Annotated in this window: 16 protein-coding genes; 5 read left to right on the plus strand and 11 right to left on the minus strand. The window is 45.7% G+C overall.

Features of this window, described 5'->3' with window-relative positions:
• Positions 1 to 113: 113 nt before the first annotated feature.
• From pyk to NO352_RS15565, 6 genes are all read right to left on the minus strand, one after another.
• Positions 114 to 1,547, minus strand: coding sequence for a pyruvate kinase (gene pyk / locus NO352_RS15540; RefSeq protein WP_005551685.1), 1,434 nt, complete (start codon positions 1,545 to 1,547; stop codon positions 114 to 116).
• Between the two features lie 221 nt (positions 1,548 to 1,768).
• A complete protein-coding gene (locus NO352_RS15545) occupies positions 1,769 to 2,734 on the minus strand; it encodes an acetyl-CoA carboxylase carboxyltransferase subunit alpha (protein ID WP_005551686.1) in 966 nt (321 codons plus the stop codon).
• On the minus strand, positions 2,724 to 3,605 hold the full coding sequence (accD, locus tag NO352_RS15550; RefSeq protein ID WP_171418897.1) for an acetyl-CoA carboxylase, carboxyltransferase subunit beta: 882 nt from the start codon (positions 3,603 to 3,605) through the stop codon (positions 2,724 to 2,726). Before accD ends, NO352_RS15545 begins: the two co-directional genes overlap by 11 nt.
• 136 nt (positions 3,606 to 3,741) lie before the next feature.
• Entirely contained in the window at positions 3,742 to 3,930 is a 189-nt protein-coding gene (locus NO352_RS15555; protein WP_005551689.1) for a hypothetical protein, read from the minus strand.
• Positions 3,931 to 4,099: 169 nt separating this feature from the next.
• Entirely contained in the window at positions 4,100 to 4,624 is a 525-nt protein-coding gene (locus NO352_RS15560) for a phosphatidylglycerophosphatase A family protein (protein WP_289356068.1), read from the minus strand.
• A gap of 119 nt (positions 4,625 to 4,743) precedes the next feature.
• Positions 4,744 to 8,412: a DNA polymerase III subunit alpha gene (locus NO352_RS15565; protein ID WP_289356069.1), complete on the minus strand. Its 3,669-nt coding sequence runs from the start codon at positions 8,410 to 8,412 to the stop codon at positions 4,744 to 4,746.
• A 122-nt stretch (positions 8,413 to 8,534) separates the two neighbouring features.
• On the opposite strand from NO352_RS15565, the gene NO352_RS15570 reads away from it, so the two are divergent.
• From NO352_RS15570 to NO352_RS15585, 4 genes are all read left to right on the plus strand, one after another.
• The gene (locus tag NO352_RS15570; RefSeq protein ID WP_005551693.1) at positions 8,535 to 8,861 is read left to right on the plus strand and encodes a YtrH family sporulation protein; all 327 of its coding nucleotides are present in this window, start codon (positions 8,535 to 8,537) and stop codon (positions 8,859 to 8,861) included.
• An 87-nt stretch (positions 8,862 to 8,948) separates the two neighbouring features.
• The gene (locus NO352_RS15575; protein WP_005551694.1) at positions 8,949 to 9,443 is read left to right on the plus strand and encodes a sporulation membrane protein YtrI; all 495 of its coding nucleotides are present in this window, start codon (positions 8,949 to 8,951) and stop codon (positions 9,441 to 9,443) included.
• Positions 9,444 to 9,939: 496 nt separating this feature from the next.
• The gene (locus tag NO352_RS15580; protein ID WP_289356071.1) at positions 9,940 to 10,824 is read left to right on the plus strand and encodes an IS1595 family transposase; all 885 of its coding nucleotides are present in this window, start codon (positions 9,940 to 9,942) and stop codon (positions 10,822 to 10,824) included.
• 1,062 nt (positions 10,825 to 11,886) lie between these two features.
• Entirely contained in the window at positions 11,887 to 12,192 is a 306-nt protein-coding gene (locus NO352_RS15585) for a YtpI family protein (protein WP_005551696.1), read from the plus strand.
• A gap of 208 nt (positions 12,193 to 12,400) precedes the next feature.
• Here the strand turns inward: NO352_RS15585 and NO352_RS15590 are convergent, their stop codons facing one another.
• From NO352_RS15590 to NO352_RS15610, 5 genes are all read right to left on the minus strand, one after another.
• On the minus strand, positions 12,401 to 13,735 hold the full coding sequence (locus NO352_RS15590) for a DRTGG domain-containing protein (protein WP_005551697.1): 1,335 nt from the start codon (positions 13,733 to 13,735) through the stop codon (positions 12,401 to 12,403).
• 153 nt (positions 13,736 to 13,888) lie between these two features.
• Positions 13,889 to 16,567 carry a YhgE/Pip domain-containing protein gene (locus NO352_RS15595; RefSeq protein WP_289356072.1) on the minus strand — a complete coding sequence of 893 codons (2,679 nt, stop codon included), beginning with the start codon at positions 16,565 to 16,567 and terminating at the stop codon, positions 13,889 to 13,891.
• 295 nt (positions 16,568 to 16,862) lie between these two features.
• A complete protein-coding gene (locus NO352_RS15600; protein WP_005551700.1) occupies positions 16,863 to 17,168 on the minus strand; it encodes a hypothetical protein in 306 nt (101 codons plus the stop codon).
• Positions 17,169 to 17,278: 110 nt separating this feature from the next.
• A complete protein-coding gene (locus NO352_RS15605; RefSeq protein ID WP_005551702.1) occupies positions 17,279 to 17,614 on the minus strand; it encodes a YlbF/YmcA family competence regulator in 336 nt (111 codons plus the stop codon).
• Positions 17,615 to 17,693: 79 nt separating this feature from the next.
• Positions 17,694 to 18,872 carry a DUF445 domain-containing protein gene (locus NO352_RS15610; protein ID WP_289356073.1) on the minus strand — a complete coding sequence of 393 codons (1,179 nt, stop codon included), beginning with the start codon at positions 18,870 to 18,872 and terminating at the stop codon, positions 17,694 to 17,696.
• Between the two features lie 152 nt (positions 18,873 to 19,024).
• On the opposite strand from NO352_RS15610, the gene NO352_RS15615 reads away from it, so the two are divergent.
• Positions 19,025 to 20,392 (plus strand): YheC/YheD family endospore coat-associated protein, encoded by a 1,368-nt coding sequence (locus NO352_RS15615; RefSeq protein WP_268621783.1) that lies wholly within the window; start codon positions 19,025 to 19,027, stop codon positions 20,390 to 20,392.
• Positions 20,393 to 20,397: the final 5 nt, after the last annotated feature.

Here is a 20,397-nt window from a genome sequence, read left to right on the forward strand (position 1 = left end):
TCCTCCTCCATTGTAGCGCATTCGAGAGTACGTTCACAAATACAGCAAGAGCAATGGTTCGTCCATTGCTCTTGTCTGCTGTCGCTTATATATTCAATTGGATAAGCCTGTTCTTAGGAATAACGGCCTTGTCCGATTTGGCTTACTTTCACAAGGTTCGTGGAACCTGCGCAGCTCATTGGAACACCAGCTGTAATAACAACCAGATCGCCTTCTGCAACGATGCCTGTTTTCACGCCGCCTGCAACAGCAACGTCGAACATTTCATCAGTAGAAGTAGCTTGATCGCCTTTAACTGGAGTAACACCCCAAGTCAAGGACAAACCGCGCATTACTTGCTCAGAAGGAGTCACAGCGATGATTGGAGCTTTCGGACGGTATTTGGATACCATACGCGCTGTGTAGCCAGTTTGTGTAGAGCTGATGATTGCTTTAGCGTTCAGGTCAAGAGCTGTGTTAGCAACTGCTTGGCTGATTGCATCCGTAACTGTTGTTTGCTGTCTCAAGCTTTGTTTTACCAAGATTTCACGGTATTCAAGCGCGGATTCAGCTTTTTCTGCGATACGGGACATTGTCATTACGGATTCAACTGGGTATTTCCCTGCAGCTGTTTCACCGGACAACATGATTGCATCCGTACCATCGAAGATTGCATTCGCTACGTCACTTGCTTCCGCACGTGTAGGACGCGGGTTGCGTTGCATGGAATCAAGCATTTGTGTAGCTGTGATAACTGGTTTGCCAGCCAGATTACACTTCTCGATCATACGCTTCTGAACGAGTGGTACTTCTTCAGCTGGAATTTCAACGCCAAGGTCACCACGAGCAACCATCAAGCCGTCAGACACTTCCAAGATTGCATCCAGGTTGTCCACGCCTTCTTGGTTTTCAATTTTGGAAATGATTTGGATATGAGTTGCATTATGCTTTTCAAGCAATTCACGGATTTCCAAAACGTCTTGTGCTTTACGAACGAAGGAAGCAGCGATGAAATCAACGCCTTGCTCGATACCGAAGCGGATGTCGTTCGCATCTTTTTCTGTAATACCTGGAAGGGAAATTTTCACCCCAGGAACGTTAACGCCTTTTTTGCTCTTGATTGTGCCGCCGTTAACGATTTTACATTTGATTTCTGTACCTTGAATCTCAACAACCGTCAAACCAACGAGGCCGTCATCGATCAAGATTGTGGAACCGACTTCTACGTCACGAGGCAAGTTCTCGTAAGTTACGGAAATGCGGTCTTTATCACCAAGGATCTCTTCTGTTGTCAATGTGATGAACTCGTCTTCAACGAGATCAACGGAGTCAACAGCAAGCTTACCCGTACGAATTTCTGGGCCTTTCGTATCAAGGAGAATTGCAACCGTTTTGTTCAATTCTTGGGATGCTTGACGAATGTTTTTGATTCGGTTGCCGTGCTCTTCAAAATCACCATGTGAAAAATTAAGACGAGCAACGTTCATGCCAGCCGTAATCAATTTTTTAGTGTTCTCTAAAGATTCGCTGGAAGGACCGATAGTACAGACGATTTTAGTTTTACGCATATGGCTTCCTCCAATTATGTGTGTCTCTCTAAGTATCTCTATATGGCATTGCTAAAAAACAAGGCTCTCAACTATCTAATTTACTACATTCAAGAAAATTTGTATATGAAGATAATCATATTGATAAGTTTTACCAGCAGACAGGATTTTAAGTCAATGAACTCAAGAAAACCGCGCCATACCAGTCAGGACGTGGATCTGCGACACAGACGCCACTGAACTTAACCGTGCTGCAGAACGGCGAACTCGCCAATATTGCGAAATTTGTCATATCTATCTTCCCGCAGCTGCTCTGGGGTCATCCCCATCAGCTCGGTCAAATGACGCCAAATCGCATCTTTCAAGTTGGCAGAAGCCACTGCAACGTCCTTATGAGCACCGCCTTGAGGCTCCGGAATGATCTCTTCGATCACATTGAGTTCCTTCAGGTCAGAAGCTGTAATCTTCATTGCTTCTGCCGCTTGGTCGGCTTTGGACGCATCCTTCCATAGGATCGACGCAGCACCATTCGGTGAAATGCACGAATAGATCGCATTCTCCAACATCAGGACTCGGTTGCCAACGCCGAGCGCAAGCGCACCGCCGCTTCCGCCTTCACCAATTACGACGCAAATAATCGGCACACCGAACAGGGCCATATCTCGCAAATTGCGTGCAATTGCTTCCGATTGTCCTCGTTCCTCAGCTGTATTGCCCGGGTATGCGCCCTTCGTATCGATGAAAGTAATGATTGGACGACCAAACTTGTCCGCTTGTTGCATGAGCCTAAGCGCCTTACGGAAGCCTTCTGGATGCGGGCTGCCGAAAAATCTTGCAATATTGTCTTTTGTATCCTTGCCTCTTTGATGTCCGATTACCGTTACCGGCACCCCGTTCAGACGCGCCAATCCGCCCACAATAGCAAGATCGTTGCCGAACAATCGGTCACCATGGAGTTCAATGAAATCAGTGAAAATATGCTGAACAAAATCAAGTGTGGTCGGTCGCTGTTGGTGTCTTGCCAAGTGCATCTTCTGCGATGGGGAGATGCTAGCATAAATTTCTGCAGCTAACTTGGCGTAACGCTCCTCCAAGCGGGCGATTTCTTCAGTAAAGTCAATTTGCTTCTCGTCGCCGAACCGTTTCAATTCAGCAATCTTCTGCTTCAACTCCACCAAAGGCTGCTCGAACGGAAGTTCATTCGCCATGAGCTACATCCCCTTTCACCGTATGCAGATCGATAAGTTTCGCCAACGTGGACTTCATGTCCTTACGCTGCACGACCAGGTCGATTTGTCCATGCTTCTGGTTGAATTCAGCCGTTTGGAATTCTTCCGGAAGCTTCTGACGAATCGTCTGCTCTATTACGAGACGGCCGGCAAAGCCGACTCTTGCCCCAGGCTCAGCTATAATGATGTCGCCAAGCATGGCAAAGCTTGCAGATACTCCGCCCATAGTCGGATCCGTGAATACTGAAATATAGAATCCGCCTGCTTCGTGGAATTTTCCAAGCGCTGCGCTCGTCTTGGCCATCTGCATCAGACTCAAGATGCTTTCCTGCATTCTTGCGCCGCCAGATGTAGAGAAGATGATTAACGGATATTGCTTCTGCATTGCAGTTTCAATAGCTCGTGTTATTTTTTCTCCTGTTGCCGATCCCATGCTGCCTGTGAAGAAATCAAAGCTCATTACCGCTACGACGACAGGAAATCCTCCGATTGTCCCCTCGCCCGTAATAACAGCTTCATCCAAGCCAGATTTAGCCTTTTGCTGCTCCAGCTTGTCCTTATATTCTGGAAAATCAAGCGGATCCGCGGATACGACATCCGCATCATATTCAAAAAATCGGCCTTCATCCAATGTCATCTCGATGCGCTCTCTTGCACTCAAGCGCAAATGATATCCGCATTGCGTACATACCTTCAGGTTTTTATCCAGCTCTTTATGATACTGAATCGAGCCACATTTTGGACATTTATTCATCAAACCTTCGGGTATCTCGCGTTTGGGACGGTCATCGTGTACAGATCCGGACGGCACCGTTGCGTACTTTTTCTTTTGAAATAAGTCTTTAAACACCCGATACACCTCTTTAGGCGTGATTTCTCCAATTGAAAAATAGGACAGAATCCTATTGCTTCAAATTAGAGATTGTCCTAACCATAGACAACAAAAATCGGCTGTTTGAACGAATATCGTTCATTCATCAGCCGCATCATGCATGCAAGATCGAATTAAGCACTTCCTGAATTTCTTCAACTTCTCCGGAAGGCACTAGAATTTCAAACTGTTGTTTAGACAGATGAATCGGACGGATCTGAATGAGAAATCCTTCCTCTGTCAGCTTGCGCTGAATTTTATCTGCTAAATTGGCAGTCGGTGCGATGTAGATAACAGTCCACACGCGCGATTGACCCCCCTAACGTTCCAGAAACGGCTCATATAATGCCATTATGATATCATAATTGTCAATTTCACCGCAACAAATTCCAACAGACTTGCTGGAATGAGCAGCTCAATAAACAGAGTAGAACGGCTGTCAAGCCTTACCCTATCTCGGCTTGGCGACTTCTTTAAGAATTTGCATTCTCATCGTCGGATCCGCAAGCTCCACCCTCGCCGTACTGCTGCGCACGCTTGTTGTGATGTGCAATTCTTGCAGATGCCGCAGCTGCTAATCCCGCAACAATATCATCTAGAAACACATGAATCTGCGTGGTGTCCGAATTGAGATGATGAATGATTCCCAGCTTGGCTTTATCCAAGTACCCAAAGCTGGTGAGGCCGATCATTCCGTAAACGCTAGTGATGCCAAGCGCAAGTGTTTCATCTACGCCATAAAGGGATTCATCCGTTTCCATAATCGCTTGGAGCGGCTCCGGCAGCAGCTTCTGCTCCGCAAGTATATCTAATGCGATGCCGGTAATAAGCGTATATTGCACCTCACGCTTGCGAGTTACGGCTCGTACGCTGTCCAAACAGTCCTCCAGCGTCAATGCTGCATTGTATGGCTGCTGTAAATGGAGCACAATCTCCGCGATGGATTCGAGTGATACACCTCGTTTAACTAACCATTGCTCCGCCATATTGAAGGTCATGGCGTCCCCTCCCTTCACCCCTTCGATCTCGTCTTGTTGCGAATAGGGTGTATGACCACTCTATGCAGGTGGGAGGGGAATTGTGCTACTTGCGAGAGAGGATCTGGCCACGACTATTTTCATTTCACGCGTACCGTTCCAGCTCCGAACATGGATTCAATCTTCTTGAACAGTTCAGGCGAGGGCTTCAGCGCATAGGCTTCGCTAAGCGCCAGCAATTGCTGATCGCGCTCATAGAACAGCACAGTCGGCAATGGGCCTGGCTGTGATTTCAAGAGCTGCTTCAATTGCTGTAGTAAATCTGGGCGCTCATGATCAGCTGTAATCTTGATATATACACGCTGCCGGTGCGGGAGGCGCGAACTCGATCTGGAGGCAGGTACAGCATCCGCCCTTCCTTCATTTACCCCAACTGGAGCCTCGTTTCGCACATGCACAGCGGATGACCCAGAACCATCCGACACGACGCCTGCGTGGAGATTCGTATCAATAGCCGCCCCGGCTCCACGTTTATTGTCGATAGCTGCGCGCTGACGCATATGGCCCCCCTGATTCTCTGGCGCGCGCTTACGATGTGCAGCACGCTTCGTAAGCGCAGCAATTGCGCGTGATTCGAGCGGTACGACCTCGTCAGCAAGCAGCTTATAACCTTCATCCTGGTGCTGAACTTTCGCCCGTATGGCGATCAACGCCCCCTTCTCGATTAAAGACTCTGCTCGACGCCATACCTCTGGGAATAGCACTACTTCAGCCCGTTCTATCCGATCTTCAATTTCAATAAATGCCATCGGCTTTCCTTTCTTCGTCATAATCGAACGAAGCGATACAACCATTCCGGCAACTGTGCATTCACTATCGTCCGGCACTTCGTGCAAATCAACTAGCCGATCTGTTTCCGAAGATGCCAGTAACTCCGCATGGTCATCCAACGGGTGACCGGATAAATACAATCCCAACAATTCTCGCTCCAGTTCGAGCTGCTCTGTCATGGCGAATGGCGGAATATTTGGATAATCGATCGTCCAATTGTTCACTTCAACGAAGCCGAATAATTGGATTTGGAGATCATCCCTTTCTTTGCGCCATTTTGCAGCAGCTTCCAATGCCTCGTCCAGCATAGCCAGCAATTGAGCACGATGACCTGGCAATGAATCGAACGCCCCTGCTTGGATAAGCGATTCAATGACTCTCCGATTGCATACTCGAAGGTCTACCCGCTGACAGAAATCGAGCAAATCCGCAAACGGCTTCTCCTTTCGCTGTTTCAATATACTTTCGATGGCAAGCGTACCAACATTCTTAATGGCGCCAAGGCCAAAACGAATCGCGCCATCAACAGGCGTAAAGCGTACATAGCTTTCATTTACATCTGGAGGCGACACGACAATACTCAATCTTCGACAATCCTCAATGTATTCTGCTATCTTCCGATGGCTGCCCATATTCGCTGTCAGCATAGAGGCCATAAATTCTGTCGGATAATGAGCCTTCAAGTAAGCAGTTTGGAAAGCAAGCACACCATAAGCAGCAGCGTGCGCCCGCGGGAATCCATAATCAGCGAAGCGAACAATCATATCATAGACCCGATTAGCTTCTTCTTCTGTATAGCCCTGCTTCAAGCTGCCTTCTACGAAGTGACGGCGCTCTTGATCAAGCACCTCCCGCTTCTTCTTCGATACCGCACGCCGTAACAGGTCTGCTTCTCCAAGCGAGAATCCCGCCATTCTGGAGGCAATATGCATAATCTGCTCTTGATAAACAATGATGCCATACGTGTCTTGCAAAATCGGTTTTAAATCAGGGTGCGGATATTCGACAGCCTTTAACCCATGCTTACTTTGAATATAGTTTGGTATGAACTCCATTGGACCTGGACGGTACAGGGCAAGTACAGACACGATATCTTCAAAGACAGACGGCTTCAATTCCCGCAGTACACGACGAACACCAGCTGACTCCAGCTGGAACAATCCCGTTGTATCTCCCCGGCACAACAGTTCATAAGTCTTTTTATCTGTATCGTCGATCGTTCCTAGATCCAGGGGCTTCTCTGTTCGATGGTTCACCCATTCTAGTGTTCGTTCAATAATCGACAATGTCCGCAGACCAAGAAAATCCATTTTCAGTAGGCCGATTGATTCCAAATTCTCCATAGAGTACTGCGTGAGCGCAATGTTCTCGGTCCCTGCCTGCAAGGGAACATAATGAGTCAGCGGCTCTTCACTGATTACAACCCCTGCTGCATGGGTTGAAGCATGCCGCGGCATTCCTTCTACTTTCGACGCCATATCGATAAGCTCTCGAATGCGTGCTTCCCGCTCTCTCCAGCTGTTTAGTTCATTGCTCGTCCGCAATGCCTTCTCAAGTGTCACTCCCAGTTGGTTCGGTATGAGCTTAGCTACCCGATCCGTTTCGTTATAGGGCACATTCAGAGCCCTGCCAACATCTCGCACTGCCGCTCGTGCAGCCATCGTACCGAACGTAATAATCTGCGCCACCCGATCGGGGCCATACTTATTCGCAACGTAGGCAATGACCTCATCACGCCGCTCATCATTAAAGTCGATATCAATATCCGGCATCGTAATCCGCTCTGGATTCAAAAAACGCTCAAACAATAAATGATACTTGAGCGGATCAACATTCGTAATCCGCAAACTGTATGCTACAAGACTGCCGGCTGATGATCCCCGTCCAGGGCCTGTCATAATACCTTTTTCATGTGCAAAGCGAATGAAATCCCATACAATTAAGAAGTAATCAGAGAAACCCATATTCTCAATGGTATTCAGCTCATAAGCAAGTCTCTCCTTCGCCTCGCGTTGAAAGGCTTCATCCTGCCATTCCGGCAGCGACCCATACCTGCTCTCCAATCCTTCTTCGCACAACTGACGTACATACTGTCCCGCATTCATGCCTTCGGGGAGCGGATGATAGGCAGGAAGCACATGCCCGCCGAAATCAAGTATCACATTACATTCATCCGCAATCCGAGCCGTATTCGTAATTGCTTCCGGAACATGACGGTACAATGCCCTCATTTCATCCTGAGACTTAAAATACATCTGATCCGTATGCATACGCATCCGACCCTCATCGTCAACGGTTTTCCCTGTACCAATGCAAATGAGGACATCTTGCATCGCTGCATCTTCCCGCTGTAAATAATGGACATCGTTCGTTGCCACAAGCGGTACTCCTGTCTGCTCACTTAATGCTATAAGGCCAATGTTAACCTTCTTTTGATCCGGAAGGCCGTGATCCTGCAACTCAATATAAAATCCATCATGAAAAATATCCTTATATCGTTCAACTGCTTTGCGTGCAGCCTCTTCATTGCCATGAAGCACATGCTGCGACACCTCGCCACCAAGACAGGCGCTAAGCGCAATAATCCCATCCGCATACTTACGAAGCGTATCCATATCGACACGAGGTTTATAGTGGAACCCTTCCAAATGGCCAACGGAGCAAATCTTCATTAGATTCCGGTATCCCTGCTCATTCTTCGCCAACAATATCAAATGATAGATTGGCTGTTCCTTGCGCGATACCTTCTCATGAAGCCCTCCTGTCGTCACATACGCTTCCACGCCAATAATTGGCTTAATGCCATGAGACTTACATGCTTTATAAAAAGGAATGATCCCGTACATCACCCCATGATCTGTGAGAGCTAACGCCTTCATCCCGCATGCGGCTGCCCGTGCAGCAAGCGCTTCAATACGCGCTGCTCCGTCGAGCAAGCTGTATTCACTATGCACGTGCAGATGCACGAACTGCTCCATACCATTCACTCCCTACTCTGATACATCATGCGAACATATTTTCGTTTCTTATTGTATCATAATTCCGCCAGCAAGTCCTATACATGTACAAAGGGTTATTCTATGTGAAAAGGGGCTAAACAATGGGTTCTTTTCTTTCCAAAGCGCTGCTCGACTTCTTTATCGCCTTCGGCATTGTGCTCGGAGGTGCCATATTAGCAGGTATCGGATCCGTAATCGCTCTTCAACCTCCTGCGGATACGATGCGCCATATTGCAGAACACCTCAAAATATGGGCAGTTGTCGCTGCTGTTGGCGGTACAATCGATCCGATTCGTGTCATTGAAAGCAACTTTTGGATGGGTAACTTGAATCCCGTATTCAAGCAGCTCTTGTATATCTTCGTATCATTTCTGGGGGCTCACTTCAGCACAGAGCTCATCCACTGGATATGCCGCAGCCGTCTATAACTTTTCGTAAACGTTATGCTACAACTGTTCTGAGCCTTTCGAACGGTTGGTTACATGTGGAGAACACAAGGAAGGAGAACACAGACGATGCGCCAACGCAAAACTCCATTGTGGCTTAGTAATCTTTCACTGATCATAGTCGGCAGCGTTATAGGTGCCGGCGTTTATCATGCAGTCTACTTGCACCAATTCAATGAAGTCATGATGATGAACATCGACCTGCGCGATCGTCTTGCACATTACAAAGCAGAAACGGAGGATTTGCTTCGCTACAAAAATCGGAAAACCATTATTAAAAGCATCGACCTGCACATTTACAAGCAGCAGAACGGAGTAAATATCCCACAAGCTGACGAAATGGAGCTTCGTCGCCGATTACTAAAAGAACTAACCGTACTAAAGGGCCGGAATGTATTCCAAATTGACGAATACAGCAAACTCGTTGAAGGGCTGTTATCCCGCAAAATATATCCTGACATCAACGACAAAGACTATGCAGTTCAATTGAGAACAATGCTCGTCACAGAAGGTGTGCTCCACGTCTGGATTGACGTCCATCCCTACATTCCAACATCACCATAATGTAAAAAATTCTACAGCCAACAACCTTATACATATGCACCTCTTCTAAACCCAAACATTTTCACATCTTTTTTCGAAATTTCATTCCATATTTCGTTCATGTCGTTTCTATTTGTGCGTCATCTTTACGTGTTGTCTTTTCACTCCCTACTTTATATCTTTACGTGCATATTTCATTAACAACCATTCTCCCCGTATGTGTTTCTAACAATATTGCTCCACTATCCCTTCGACTCAGTGCCCAAATGCGCTTTTCCCTAAAATTACTCATGTACATTTCATTACTACCGATCAAGTACACTGATTTAATCTTAAAATTTATATTTCAACTATTGAAATAAGAACATATATTCCATATAATCAATACAGGAACATTAGTTCCCATATATAATCTCTCTAAATATTATCAATATACATAGATCAAAAATTCATTTCACCTAATTAAAATAATCATCATCTCATGCATCATTTTTGTCTATATCTTAGGAGAATCGCTATGAGAACAAACCTTATAGATCCTTCGTGCTCTCATCTCAAGAAGTTATTGCATAATGAAGACGCCTGCACTTCTTTTTTATATACATTGAAATGGCCAAAAGGCTTTGTATGTCCGCGCTGCCAGCACCAACAAGCATGTACCATTTCAACACGCAGGCTTCCTTTATATGAATGCCGGGCTTGTCATTATCAGGCTTCCTTAACCGTTGGTACCGTTATGGAAGGTAGTCGAACACCCCTGCAGAAATGGTTTACTGCATTATGGCACCTTTCGCGTCCTCATTGCAGCCTGAACGCCGTGCAGCTCAGCGCGATCATCCAAGTTACGTATAAAACAGCCTGGTCAATGCTGCATAAAATACGAACCGCTATTAACCGTGCGGATAATGCTCGCCCTTTACACGGTGATGTACGAGGCCTGCTGGCTTTTTACGGATATCATCCGATCAGTCCATTCAAAGAGCGACAGCACCCTGTAATTGTTGCGCATTCCGTCACCCCAAATGGTTCCACAAGTGCACTTAAAATGAAAATGACTAGTCTTGCTCGACCAGATCACAAAATACTCTCCTATGTTGAACACCAAGCATTTATTAATACACATGTTGCTGCTTCTTCTATGGAACCTACTATTAATCGATATTTTTATAGAATTAAACGAAAGGATCGTTTGTATCAATCGTCTAAACAAGTTTGGCGTTGGCTGAATGAAACGTTTCACGGAATTGGCTCAAAATATCTACAGCTATATTTGGACGAGTATTGTTTTCGTTATAATATTTCGTATATGTATAAATCTGCTTCGGAGTTGTTCTGCCAATTCTGTAGGCCTCTTTTCACATCGAGTTCAATATCAATCCCCAAGCTGAAATGTTGTGCTTAAATCAGGTTCATTACGAAGGGTAACCAATGCTCGAATTCTACACCCTTTCCTATCAAATATTCGACTAGACTCATATCTATTATTTACTTGTATCTTTTGGTATGCCTTAATTTGTTTTAATTTGTTTTCACCAAACCCTTGACCATTTTATACCCAGCTCATAGTTTATTAATACACATTTTGTCTCCCGATTCGTTCACTCTACTTGGTTGCTGCTACATTTTTTATAGGATTTTATATGTTTTACAGTCTTTTCAGTCTTTTTAGTCTTTTTAGTCTTTTTAGTCTTTTTAGTCTTTTTAGTCTTTTCAGCCTTTGCAGCCTTTGCAGTCTTTGCAGCATTTACTGTTTTAACAGCCTTACTTCTTTTACTTACTTCTTTTACTTACTTCTTTTACTTCTTTCTTTTACTGCTTTTACTGCCTTTCTTCTTTCTTTACTGCTTACTGCTTTTGTAGCGCCTTTTACTGCTATTACTTTTACGTTTTCAGACATTGCTGTACAGATTTATAAAGACTATTGCAGCATTTACTACACGTTTTTATATTTAGATGTTCTAAACTAAGCATGCGGAACACTAAATTTCGCTGTGCTTTTCTTATGTCTATTCTTTGATGTTATTTATGACTCATTTATCCTTCTGCTCGCGTCAACAACAAGGCCTTTAACCGTTAATGCTTTGTCTTGCTTTTAAATTTGATTACGAAACGATAACTGACCCAATGGGATAGTGGTGAAAAGGGCAAAAAAGAACCTAGAAATTGGGGTGATTGAAAGAGGCTGTTTTTGCAAAACAACAATAAGTCTGAAGACACTTGGGTTGGGTAATGACATTTGAGCAACGATATTTGAATAACGATGATTTTGTAGCGATGTTTGAGTAGCGATGTTTGAGCAGCAATCTTTGAATAGCAATCTTCGAGTAATGGCACTAAGCTAATAGGTCTTTTCCTATATTGGATTGTTAAATCTTGTAGGACTGTCCCTTTGAATATGGTAATATAAAGGAGCTTTAGTGTTGTTTTGTTTCCCTATTGTCGTAGAAGGAGAGTTGCTTAATCGATGGAAACTATCCAATGGGTGCTAATTATCTTGATTTGTATGACATCAGGATTGTCTGTGTATTTCAGCTTTCGTTCAAGACGTGAGCAGGCTACGGCACTTCGTGGCTTGTATGCGGCTAAAATGAATATTTGTATGGGATTTATGTTGTTGTTTATCGCATCAATTCAAATTTTCATGTTCACAGCATCGACCGTAAGAGTTATTGTAGGGGCTGTATTGCTCGTAATCGGACTGTTCAATTTATTCGCAGGAATACGGAACCACAGTCATTATCAAGCCATTTATTCAGCAGGTAAAAAATAATCACTACATCAACAACAAAAAGGGATTGCAACTTCTCCACCGCGTAACGGTAGAAAAGCGATCCCTTTTTTATCAATTTCATTAGATTTTATCAAAACCCGCTATAGGTTATGGTTAATATGTTAATCTCTCACGACGACACACGCTTCCCGCCTTCTTGAAGTTTGTATGAAGCTATTTTCATAACTTCATAATATTGGTCAGGCGGTTAGTCGTGATCAATCGACTGCGCAGTCATCATGGCTTTGGCTACGAGGTGTTCGCCGTGGCGAATAGACATCTCCAGCTTGCAAAATTTGCGGCTCATTTCGATAAATTCTGGGTGCATGGTAACGATATCCTCAATTTGAAGAGGGCGAACGAAATAGGTCGTCATATTTTCCATAACGTGGTCGTAGCTGCGAACGTCCTTTACTGCCCTCAAAGCGCCCTGCGTCATAATTGTGGATAAAATCCCCTCTGATACAGAGCCGAATCCATTTACCATCTGCGGTGTGATAACGCCACGGAAATAAAGCTGTCCCTTATCATCTCGCTCTTCTTCAAACCCATGCCAAATGAGGTCATCAAAGGTTTCCCCAAGCTGCGGCTCCTTGCGGGCATCACGCATCGCTTGCAGCACCTGTCGTCTTGTTACTACTGCGATCAGCTTGCGATTGCGATCAACGATCGGAAGTAATTCGACCCCCTCCCATACCATAGTATGGGCAGCCGAAGCTAGTGTTGTCTGAAGCGTTGCCGTTATCGGGCTCCTCGTATAGAGCTTATCGATGCTCGTACCCGATTCAGCTCCCAGCACATCCTTGTATGTGATCATCCCAATTACCCGATACCATTCATCTACTACTGGGAACCGCGTGTGGTTTGTTTCCTCACGCAGTCGCTGGAAGTCATCTACTGTGCTGGATGGTCGCAGAACGAACATTTTGTCTTTTGCGGTGACAATATCCTCTACAATCATGATTTTCTTCTTAATTAATCGGTCGAACAACGCACGGTTAATCATAGAACCAACCGTAAAGGTATCGTACTTCGATGAGATGATTGGCAAATCCAGCGCATCTGCAAGAAGCTTCACCTCTCGGCTTGTCCCGAATCCCCCCGTAATAAGTACACCTGCACCATGTTGAAGCGCAAGTCGATGGGCATCCTCACGGTTCCCGACGATAAGCAGGCTCCCAGCGTCAATATAACGAGCCATAGCATCCAGCTTCATCGCTCCGATTACATACTTGTTCAGCGTCTTCATTAAACCGCGGCTACCGCCAAGTACATGCCCGCCTAATATATCAACAACTTCGCCAAACGTAAGCTGCTCGGACATATTGCGCGGCTTCTTCTCTACCCGAACTGTGCCGATCCGCTCTTTCGTAACGACAATCCCGATGCTCTCCGCTTCCTTCACGGCACGATAGGCGGTTCCCTCACTAACTCCCATTTCCTTTGCCAGCTTACGAACCGATATTTTAGTCCCTGGCTTCAAGCTCTCAATATGCTGAAGCAATTGTTCATGCTTTGTTAGCGTCGCATCATGGCCATCCATCTGTTACACCCCTATATTCCGAACTGTTGTATTCTGTGCTTAGTTTACCATATATTTATAATAAACTGCAAAAAAAACAAGTTGGCATTTGACTTTGCAAATACCAACTTGTGATGTTTCTATATGTGCAGAGGAAGGAGCAGCTATCAAATGTCATCCTGAAGCTACATTAGATGCGACGGCTGTTTTTTCTTTTTTCACCAGCTTGCGATAGAATAATTGGAACGATACGCTGCTCGCTGTCAGCGCCAATGCAATATATACCGATAGAAATCCAACATTCATCCAAACATAGCTCATATCTCCTAATGAGATGACACCGCGGAAGGCCCGGATCGTGTAGGTCATCGGCAGCCATGGGTGAAGCATTTGGAAAAATGGCGGCGTCAATTCAATCGGGAAAGTACCAGCCGTTGATGACAACTGTAGGACAAGCAGGATGATAATAATAAACCGGCCTACATTGCCAAATGTCGTTATGAAAAATTGAATCAGAGCAAAGAAGGTCAAGCTGGTCGTCAAGCATACTAGAAAGAACATTGGAAGATTCGTTACAGGCAGCTTAATGACCGTCAGAACGACTGTACCGCAAATAATCACTTGTAGCATGCTCTCGACGGTCATGAAACCAAATTTACTGACCATCCACGCCATTCCGGACGGTGGTCTCGCGCTTGTTTCTTTCAACGGATAAACCATAGAGAACATAAGCGCACCCACAAAGAAGCCAAGCGACAGGAAATAAGGGGCCATTCCGACTCCATAGGTAGTCACATCATGATTCTGCAGCTTGTCGCTGCCAACCGGCGATGATATCATCTCGTACGTTTTGTCGGTAGGGTTTTGAGTCGCCTTTTGCGCTCCCTCTCGAAGCTTGTCGCGCAATTCAGCCCCGCCGTTCATCAATCGCTGTTGACCATCCAAAAGCATTGCAAATCCATTGTTGATGGAGGCCTTCGCCTTATCCACTTGATTCAGCATATCGCTCATCTTCTGGAACATGATCTTCTGTATATGCCCCCCTGCCTCATCCAGCTTCATATCAGCCAAATTATGCAGCATGTCGCGTGCCATTGGCTCTAGCGAATTTACTTTGTCATCTGTCGCCGTATGCAGCTTCTTCGTAATTTCCGGAGCCAAGCGGTTTAGCTCCTCATTTACTTTGTGATGAATGCCGTTCACAACTTTTGGCTCGTATTGCTTCCACTTTTCGTCGACCAGTGTATGCAGCTTATCCACAAGCTGCTTCGATTTCTGCTGGTACATATTGTCCGCTAGCTCATGCGCCTTATCCCGCAGTTGAGGAGCCAGCTCATTCGCCTTCGTCAGCACCATACGATTGGCCAATGCACGAATTTGAGGAAAGACCTCACTAAACTTCTGATCTGCTGCCTCGTGCAGCTTCTTAACGAGCGAGCTCCCTACCTTGTTTAGCTCTCGATCTGCAAGCTCGGTAAGATCCTGCTTCACCTTCTCCTTCAACGCCAACAATTGTTCACCGTTCAGCCGGTTCTCCACCTTCGTTCGCACATCCACAAGCTTTTTCTTGAGCTCATCCCAAGGTGCTTTCATGTTAGGCGGGATTTGATCTTCAAATGGCTTGAGCTTCTCTTCAAGCATTTTCAGATCCTCTTGGATCTTGTTCATTTCATCCTTGCCCCGCTGAATTGTACCGTCAAAAATAGCATCAACCTTCTCATTGATATACCGGTAAATAGAGGAACGAATGGTACTGTCCAGCTTGCTGTATTCATTGTCGATGATAGTATGCATCTTGGCACGGGCTGCAGGCTCCATCTCCGTAAGCGAATCATTTAGCTCAGTGCTTATCTTTCCGAGCACCTTGTTTAAATTTGCATCGTAAGCCTGATCAATTTCCCGATGCATGTTCTCTCGAATTTGCTCGCCATACTGCTCAGCCTGCTCGTCGATTTGTTGATGCACTTTTTCCTTCGCCGGCATCGATTTCGAACGTATGAGTTCATCAATTTTGGTATGTAGCGAATCGTGTACAATATCGTAGTATTTATCCGATTGTGCATCAATTTCCCGATGAATCTTATCCATCATCTTCGGCTTGTTGTTACGGATCGCTGCATCGATCTCTTTATGAATCATCTTATCAAGCTTTTCTTTGTTATCTTCCAGAGCGCGTTCGACCAATGTTCCAGCCTGCGAAGTTTTGGAATCCACCTTAGCATTCAGTTCATCTCTGAACTTCTCAATACCTTCCCCAAGCTTGCCTAGCCCCTGCTCGATTTGATTTGCACCTTCACTTGCCGCATATAGCCCATCCGCTACTTTGTCAAGTGCGTTGAACATTTGCTCTACATAGGTTTCCGTAACCTTTTGCGACAATTCAGCCTTTATATTCTGTACAACTTTATCTGCAATTTGACCAGAAATAAAATTATAGCTGCTGTTCTCTGTATAAATCAGATTCATCGGTTGCGGATGTGGATCAAGGATCGTCGTTGCATTATGAGACATTTGTTCTGGTATGCGAATCATCAAGTAGAACTTGTTCTCACTCAACCCCCGTTCCCCTTCCTGCCTGCTTACGAAATGAAAGGCAACCTTGTCATTATCATGAAGCTTCTCGATCAATTCCCGACCAATCGCAATCTCCTTTCCTTCGTACATCACCGGTCGATCTTCATTGACGACAGCGACAGGCAGATGCTTGACATTGCTATACGGATCCCAATTCGCAACCAAATATACACCGCAGTACAGCAGCGGGATGATAAGCAGACCCAAAACAGGCACAAGCACCTCTTTGGTTCGGATATTCGCGACGAATTCCGACCAGAAAAAACGAATACTTTTCACGCTGTCACCTCCTTATTGACCGACTGACCAAATTATTAATGTGGTTCTCATCTGACAGATGCGAGTATTATAACCCACCATTTTGAGTATTTCAATTTCCAATTATTACACCAATCCAACCTACTATACAAGAAAACAACCTACCAATGAAACACGTCTGTTCCGCCTTTAGAAACAGTCAAACAACCGATTAAAAGCAACCCTATCTTGACACAATTATGTGTGTCCACTGGATTTCAGAACATAAAAAATAGAGCCTCTCCTAGTGGAGGGCCCTATTCCCAAGCAAGTACGATTATTTCAATCTGGCAGGCTGACCTTTCAAACGCGCCTCAAGGCGATTATACTTCTCGCGCTTGATTTCCCGCAGACGCTGCTCCATTTCCTCGTCCACACGCAGCAAGCGATGCAGATGAGCAGCCACGATCAGCAAGGCAAACGCAATCCATACTACTCCAAACGTAGAGGAAGGCGTCCAGCCCTCCTTAAAGTTCAACGTAGGCAGTACATAAATCAGCATAGCTACAACAAGTATGATGGATATTACGTGTTTCCAGTTGTTCCGTGGTTTCGCAGTTGCCTTATTTTGTTCCGTTTTCATTCCGTTACGCTCCTTACTTGAGATGAGCCGCCATTCGGTAGACCATCTCTAATCTTGTCCTATACTAGAGCGTATGCCGGTTATATGAATCCCATGACTTCTTTCTTGTCCTATTGATAAAGGTGTCCAAGCGATTCGGAGACGATCTTGTTCACATCTTGAATGACGACAGCAAGTCGACGTTCTGCATCGAAAAGCTTAGCGATATCAGTATTCATGCTAATCACTTGGAATAACTTTTCCATTTTTTCCATTTCATCCTGCTCTGGCATTTCACCCGTCATCATCTTTTGCTGCAATTCCATTTGACGCGCGCGGAAATCATCCAGCATCTGCTTGCCTTCAGGATTCGCTTCCACTGCCTTCATTGCCTCTTCTACTGCCTTGGCCTCCTCAGAAGCCTGCAATGCACGAGCCAAGTCGTGCGCTTTGTCATATACGCTCATCATCCATTACCTCCCGCAAAAAAATACAATCTTCAGCATAACATAGTTCCTCACTGCTGTCCTCGTCCAAATATGGCGTTTATCCGACAGCTAATAAAACAAAGGACTGCACTAACCCGATAATACCACCAAGCAGCGCCCCTAACCATGTAATGGCCCGGAATTCCTTGCCTGACACGCTTAAAATAATCGTCTCCAGACGTTCAATTGGGAACTGTTCCACCTGTGAACGCACGACATCCTCTAGACGTGCTGCCCGCACGATAGAATCCAGATTACGATCAAGCAAGCCAAAGGCAGCCTTCACCACGCTGGGGACATATTCCTTCCATACGGATTCATATTTTCCGACTAATTGGCCTGGTTGAACTGCACCGAGGCGCTCAATTTGCTTAGGCCACTGAATGAATTCAGCAGCATGACCTACGATATAATCAAGCGAATTCGCCTCTTCTGGAAGCTCTGCCCAAGAGCGTACGAGTTGAGAAGGCGTTTCTTGAAGCCATTCATTAAGTTTGGTCAACATGAAACTTGCAACAGCTGCACGGATCTTCGGAGAACGCAGCTGCTCAACAAGAATAGGCGTCATTTTCGTTACCAGCTTATCCTCATCCACGAATATGGCTGCCATCGCGCCAAAAAATCCGGAAGCGCGATCAATAACTTCCTTAGCCAGCTTCGTCATGAGCAGCTGTCCCTGAAACGATGTTAACTCCTTCTCGAATGAAGACAGCATCGCAGCAGCTGCTTTATCCGCCCATTTTGCAGAAGATTGCTCCCAGCCTGCCGGCAACCATTCCACAAGAGGCCGCTCATCCCAGCCTTTCCTCTCCAGCCACTTCTTAACCCCATTGCTCGTCCATTCATTCAATCGACTCGCAGAATAATCCCGAATCTCATCCCACTCCTTGTCCGGGAACAAATGTGCTGCCCACTCTTTTACCGTTCTGTCGTCTTCAGACCAATCACGTGTCATCCGAAGCACCGCTTGAACGGCATTCTCGCGGGCTTCTGGACGATTCAACATCGTACGAAGACCGTCACTTGTCACCAAGTATTCGGATACGACCTCGCCAAAGGAAGCCGCAATATCATCCTTCCTTTTCGGAATCAACCCTGGCGTGAATGGAACTCGCCAGCGCCCAATATATATAGCATTCCGTGGATGAAAGAGCATTTTAATCGCAAAATGGTTCGTTACCCCGCCTACGATTGCTGCGACGGCAACACTAAAACTAATAAATAGCCAAACCGGCATACTCATCCCCTCCTGTTTTTTCCTTCTCTAGGTCAATCACCAAGGGAAATATGTCCTCATATGATGAATTAACGTATACGTTCTATTTGTATCGACCCATGCAGATGGAATCGTATGAATGACTGCAAGTTGTTGTTGGAAGGAGAACCTCCATGTCTAAATCAAAAGCGACGCTCCAGTTGATCAGTTCCAGCATCTTGCAAGACGATGTGCTCGTGTTGGGAGAGGCCTACGCCAAGCTGTGGAAGGTTCCTGTCAATCAGCCGTTGACGGTAAAGTTCGGTTCCTTTAGGCAGCGCATAACAGTAATATCCGCCACCCGCTTCGATGGGCTGAGAATGAGTCATTCTCTTGCACGGAAGATGGGACTTATTAACGGCCTGTCATTGCGTGCCGCCTACAAAACGTCTAACCAAACCCTGAGCCTTGGACCGCTAATTGGTGTATTAATAAGCCGCGATCATCCTAGTATGCCTGATAAGCCATTCGGGTCAATAACATCCTTTTGCAAAGAGTTGGTCGATGCATGCCAGCTACAAGGGGCGTGGGTGTGCTTCTTCACACCCGATCATATTCAAGATCTCCACAACGTAAGAGCGTGGGTTCATAGCAATGGCAGCTGGCAGCGAGTAACGATGCCAATTCCAGACATTATTAACAACCGATTGACATCCCGCAAGCTGGAGAACAAACCTAGCGTACAGCATTTTATGAAAGAAGTAAAATCACGTTATCAGTCTGTCGTCTTTAACGAAAAATTTCTGGATAAAACAGAAGTGTTCGAGGCGTTACGGCCTCACCCCGAGTTTGCAAAATATTTACCAGAATCTTATTCACTCCGCAGCTACTCTACCTTAAAAAACATGTGCAGCCGTTACTCAACGGTATTCTTAAAACCAGCTCGCGGCAGCCTCGGGAAAGGAATAATTCGCATTACCCGCATGCCAGACCACAGCTATCAAGCCTTGTATACCACCTTGAACGGAACAAAGCGCCAGCAATTCAGCAGTTTGGTAAAGATATATTCCAGCCTATCCGGCAAGATCAAGTCGAATCGCTATCAAATTCAACAGGGTCTGACCCTTATTGATCATAGCAAGCGACCCGTCGATTTCCGCGCACTCGTACAGAAAAATGCATCTGGAAAATGGACCATCACCTCCATCGTCGCACGCATCGCAAGTAATCAACACTTTGTATCTAATCTGGCACGCGGCGGTTCGCTTAGCACCGTAAGGGAAGCGATTCATCGTTCCAATTTGCCTACTTCGGTGAAAAGCGATGTAAGTGCGCGGCTGAAGCGGGCAGCACTTGACATCGCCCAAGGAATAGATACACACATCCCCGCTCATTTCGGCGAGCTAGGGATTGATCTCGCTGTTGATAATTCTGGTAAAGTATGGCTGCTTGAAGTCAATTCTAAGCCATCCAAAAACGACAACACCCCATTAAGCGATAACAAGATCCGTCCGTCTGTACGTAAAATCGTTGACTACGCTCGCTTTCTGACCGGAATCTAAGGAGG

The organism is Paenibacillus sp. S-12 (assembly GCF_030363895.1).
GTDB lineage: Bacteria > Bacillota > Bacilli > Paenibacillales > Paenibacillaceae > Paenibacillus_B > Paenibacillus_B alvei.

Excerpts from the sequence above, each read along its gene's own strand:
- pyk (WP_005551685.1), bottom strand. The coding sequence starts at position 1,547 with ATGCGTAAAACTAAAATCGTCTGTACTATCGGTCCTTCCAGCGAATCT.
- NO352_RS15545 (WP_005551686.1), bottom strand. The coding sequence starts at position 2,734 with ATGGCGAATGAACTTCCGTTCGAGCAGCCTTTGGTGGAGTTGAAGCAG.
- NO352_RS15560 (WP_289356068.1), bottom strand. The coding sequence starts at position 4,624 with ATGACCTTCAATATGGCGGAGCAATGGTTAGTTAAACGAGGTGTATCA.
- NO352_RS15565 (WP_289356069.1), bottom strand. The coding sequence starts at position 8,412 with ATGGAGCAGTTCGTGCATCTGCACGTGCATAGTGAATACAGCTTGCTC.
- NO352_RS15570 (WP_005551693.1), top strand. The coding sequence starts at position 8,535 with ATGGGTTCTTTTCTTTCCAAAGCGCTGCTCGACTTCTTTATCGCCTTC.
- NO352_RS15575 (WP_005551694.1), top strand. The coding sequence starts at position 8,949 with ATGCGCCAACGCAAAACTCCATTGTGGCTTAGTAATCTTTCACTGATC.
- NO352_RS15580 (WP_289356071.1), top strand. The coding sequence starts at position 9,940 with ATGAGAACAAACCTTATAGATCCTTCGTGCTCTCATCTCAAGAAGTTA.
- NO352_RS15585 (WP_005551696.1), top strand. The coding sequence starts at position 11,887 with ATGGAAACTATCCAATGGGTGCTAATTATCTTGATTTGTATGACATCA.
- NO352_RS15590 (WP_005551697.1), bottom strand. The coding sequence starts at position 13,735 with ATGGATGGCCATGATGCGACGCTAACAAAGCATGAACAATTGCTTCAG.
- NO352_RS15600 (WP_005551700.1), bottom strand. The coding sequence starts at position 17,168 with ATGAAAACGGAACAAAATAAGGCAACTGCGAAACCACGGAACAACTGG.
- NO352_RS15605 (WP_005551702.1), bottom strand. The coding sequence starts at position 17,614 with ATGAGCGTATATGACAAAGCGCACGACTTGGCTCGTGCATTGCAGGCT.
- NO352_RS15610 (WP_289356073.1), bottom strand. The coding sequence starts at position 18,872 with ATGCCGGTTTGGCTATTTATTAGTTTTAGTGTTGCCGTCGCAGCAATC.
- NO352_RS15615 (WP_268621783.1), top strand. The coding sequence starts at position 19,025 with ATGTCTAAATCAAAAGCGACGCTCCAGTTGATCAGTTCCAGCATCTTG.